Source organism: Mesorhizobium alhagi CCNWXJ12-2, from assembly GCF_000236565.1.
In the GTDB taxonomy this organism is placed as follows: Bacteria; Pseudomonadota; Alphaproteobacteria; order Rhizobiales; family Rhizobiaceae; genus Allomesorhizobium; species Allomesorhizobium alhagi.
This window is the reverse complement of the sequence record NZ_AHAM01000327.1, coordinates 1-3,346: the sequence shown is the minus strand read 5'-3', so window position 1 is coordinate 3,346 and position 3,346 is coordinate 1. Positions and strand designations below refer to the sequence as shown.

The 3,346-nt window shown below is 62.5% G+C and carries 3 protein-coding genes; all 3 read left to right on the top strand.

Going from position 1 to position 3,346, the window contains the following annotated elements; genetic code table 11:
• Positions 1–117: 117 nt before the first annotated feature.
• Positions 118–786 (top strand): methyltransferase family protein, encoded by a 669-nt coding sequence (locus tag MAXJ12_RS32890; protein WP_040589452.1) that lies wholly within the window; start codon positions 118–120, stop codon positions 784–786.
• Between the two features lie 117 nt (positions 787–903).
• Complete coding sequence (locus MAXJ12_RS32885) at positions 904–2,331, top strand: multicopper oxidase family protein (RefSeq protein ID WP_040589451.1); 1,428 nt, start codon at positions 904–906, stop codon at positions 2,329–2,331.
• A gap of 79 nt (positions 2,332–2,410) precedes the next feature.
• Positions 2,411–3,346, top strand: a 936-nt coding sequence (locus MAXJ12_RS32880; protein ID WP_008840561.1) for a cation transporter, incomplete at its 3' end; no start/stop codon positions are given.

Here is a 3,346-nt window from a genome sequence, read left to right as displayed (position 1 = left end):
TCACATGTTCATGCACAGCGGCCATCAGGGGCATGGCGGTCACGGCAGGCATACCCGGCACAAGAAAATTGAGCCGGGCGCGCAGAATGGTTCGAAGCGCGGAAAAGGAGCATGACCATGGTCGAGCAATCCTCCGCTTATGGCCTCTGGGATCTGGTCATCGTCAATTCGGCGGTTTTTATCCTTTTCGCCTTCAGCTTTTTCAAGCCGCAGACGGGCCGCGACTGGCGCTCCTTCGGCGCGTTCAGCGCCTTCCTGGTGGCACTGTTTGCTGAGATGTATGGGTTCCCGCTCACGATCTATCTGCTCTCAGGTTGGCTTCAATCGCGGTTCCCAGCCATTGACTGGTTTTCGCATGATGCCGGCCATCTTTTGGAGATGATGTTCGGTTGGCGGCTGAACCCGCATTTCGGCCCGTTCCACGTCCTCAGCTTCATCCTGATCGGCGGCGGATTCCTGTTGATCTCGGCCGCCTGGCGCGTGCTTTATGAGGCGCAGCGGCAGGGGCGCCTCGCAACTGGAGGCCCGTATGCGTATGTCCGCCATCCGCAATATGTCGGCTTTGTGCTCGTCCTGGCGGGCTTCCTCGTCCAGTGGCCGACCCTGCTGACGCTGGCGATGTTCCCCATTCTTGTCGGCATGTACGTGCGGCTTTCCTTCACCGAGGAGCGTGACGCGAGAAAGGAATTTGGCGAAGCATACGACCGCTATGCGGTCCACGTGCCCGCCTTCTTCCCGCATTTGAAGCGGCTGTTCGGCGCCACCGAAAGGCCCCGCACGCGATGAATTCCCACTCCACTTGCACCCCAGGCTGGACGCCTCGGGGCGGCGGATTGGAGCCATTTGTCCCAAATGAACCCCCTCAATTCCGAGATTTCGAACTCAAAACCGATGGAAACGATCATGAAACGCCGAGAATTCCTTAAAGCTGCAATCGCCGGCGCCGCAGCTTTCGCGGTACCGCCAACTTTGCTCACAGCGGCCGTCGCCGGTCAGCCAGCCGGCCAGACGCTGCTTAGCATTGTCCGTCGCACGATCGAGGTGCACGGCAAGGCTGCCAGCGTCTTCGGCCTCCAGCAGGCAGACGGCTCGCAGGGCCTCCGTTTGCGGGCTGGGGATACCTTCAATGTCTTGCTCCGTAACGAGACTGCCGAGTCGACCATCATCCACTGGCACGGCCTGACGCCGCCATGGCAAAGCGACGGCGTCGGCGAGGCACCGCTGCCTCTCATCGCCGCCGGAGCCGATCGCGCTTTCGACTTTCCGGTCGGCAAGGCGGGCACCCATTGGATGCATGCCCATACGCTACAGGAGCAGGCGCTTCTCGCCGCGCCGCTGATCGTCGCCGATCCAAACGACGATAAAAGAGACGAGCAGGAGATTGTCATTCTCCTTCACGACTTCTCGTTTTCGTCGCCGGAGGAACTGCTGGCCGGTCTGACAGGCGGTGAGGCTACGCCGATGCAACATGGCGGCATGGCCATGTCCGGGGCGGGTGCCGGCACCATGGCGGGAATGAACCACGGCGGCATGGCCATGGATCTCAATGACATCGAATATGATGCCTATCTGGCCAACGACCGGACTCTGGACGATCCGGAGATCGTGTCGGTCGAACCAGGCGGACGCGTGCGGGTGCGGATCATCAACGGCGCGACCGCAACGGCGTTCACGGTCGATTTCGGCGAACTCGAAGGCGAACTGATCGCGGTCGACGGTCAGGACGTCGAGCCGGTCAAGGGCAGCCGCTTCCCGATGACGATGGGACAGCGCATCGACGTTCGCGTGCAATTGCCGCGCGAAGCCCGTTCATTTCCGATCCTGGCGCTGCGCGAGGGGAGCAAGGAGCGGACCGGCATCATTCTTCGTCCTGCCGGGGCGGCAGTGGCCAAGGTCTCGACGGCCGGAGATGGCGACGCCCCGGTTCTCGATCTGGCACTCGAGGCGCAGCTGCGGGCTGTTGCGCCACTTATATCGCGCCAGGCGGAGAAGACCTTCGACATGGCGCTCACCGGTGACATGGCCGCCTACCGCTGGGGTTTGAAGACCAACGAACCGATCCTGGTGGATGTGGGCGACCGCGTGGAAGTGACGCTGCGCAACACCAGCATGATGGCGCATCCGATGCACCTGCACGGCCATCATTTCCAGGTCGTTGCGATTGATGGGCAGCGCTTTGCGGGAGCGGTGAGGGATACGGTTCTGCTACCTCCCAATCGCTCGGTGACGATCGCCGTGGATGCCGACAATCCCGGCCAGTGGGCCTTCCACTGCCACCATCTCTACCACATGGCGACCGGGATGATGTCGACCTTCGCCTATCGAAGCTAGGACATCTGCGGGCCGCGGTGATTGTCCGCGGCCTGCACAACCAAACCGCAGCCATCTGCTAAAAAAACAGGATCTGACCATGAAGAAGGCGACCCTGGAAGTACGCGACCTTGTCGGCATAATGGATTTCGCGGCAGTCGAAAAACGTCTCGCCGCTTTGCCCGGCGTTGCTAGCGTCGCCATGAATGCTGGCTCGACCAGCGCCACCGTCGAATTCGACGAGGCGCTGACGAATCCCCAGACTCTGGCGCGCGAGATCGAAACCTGCGGCTTTCACTGTCGGGGCGAGACCGTGCCACGGCACCTCTGCTTGCCCGATAGCACTACGGTACCGCCCGGACATCCTCGCGCGCCCTCGGAACATGTGCACGGACACGCGGAGCACGCCGCCGCAGTCGACGCGGCGCCAAGCAAGCGGGAAGGAACCGCCGCAGCCAAGGTGCCGCACGACGCAACGGCGCACGAGATGGGCCACGGCGCCGGCATGGACATGCAGGACATGGTGAGCGACATGCGCAATCGCTTCCTCGTCAGCCTGGTCTTCACGCTGCCGATCTTCGCAATGGAGCCGATGGGTCTGGGTGAACCCTGGTTGCGCCCGCCCTTCGGGCTCAGCGAAGATCTCGCGATGTTTTTCCTCGCCAGCGCCGCGATCCTTTATCCGGTCTGGCCATTTCTGGTTGCAGCCTGGCGCGCCCTGCAAAATGGCGTGCTCAACATGGCGGTGTTGGTGGTGTTGAGCGTCGGCACCGGCTACCTCTTCAGTGTCGGCGCGACATTCTTTTTCGAAGGCGAGCAATTCTATGAAGCCGCGAGCGTGCTGCTCGTCTTCATCCTGCTCGGCCATGGGCTGGAGATGCGCGCACGGGCTGGCGCGTCCGCCGCCATCCGGGCCTTGCTCAATCTCGCGCCGCCCAAGGCCAACGTTTTCCGCGATGGCAAGGAGGTCGAGGTTGCGACCGCCGACGTCGTTCTCGGCGACATCGTCGTCCTGCGGCCAGGCAACAAGCTTCCC

What these genes read in the sequence shown, in the direction of transcription:
- MAXJ12_RS32890 (WP_040589452.1), top strand. Translation starts at nt 118, where the DNA reads ATGGTCGAGCAATCCTCCGCTTATGGCCTCTGGGATCTGGTCATCGTC.
- MAXJ12_RS32885 (WP_040589451.1), top strand. Translation starts at nt 904, where the DNA reads ATGAAACGCCGAGAATTCCTTAAAGCTGCAATCGCCGGCGCCGCAGCT.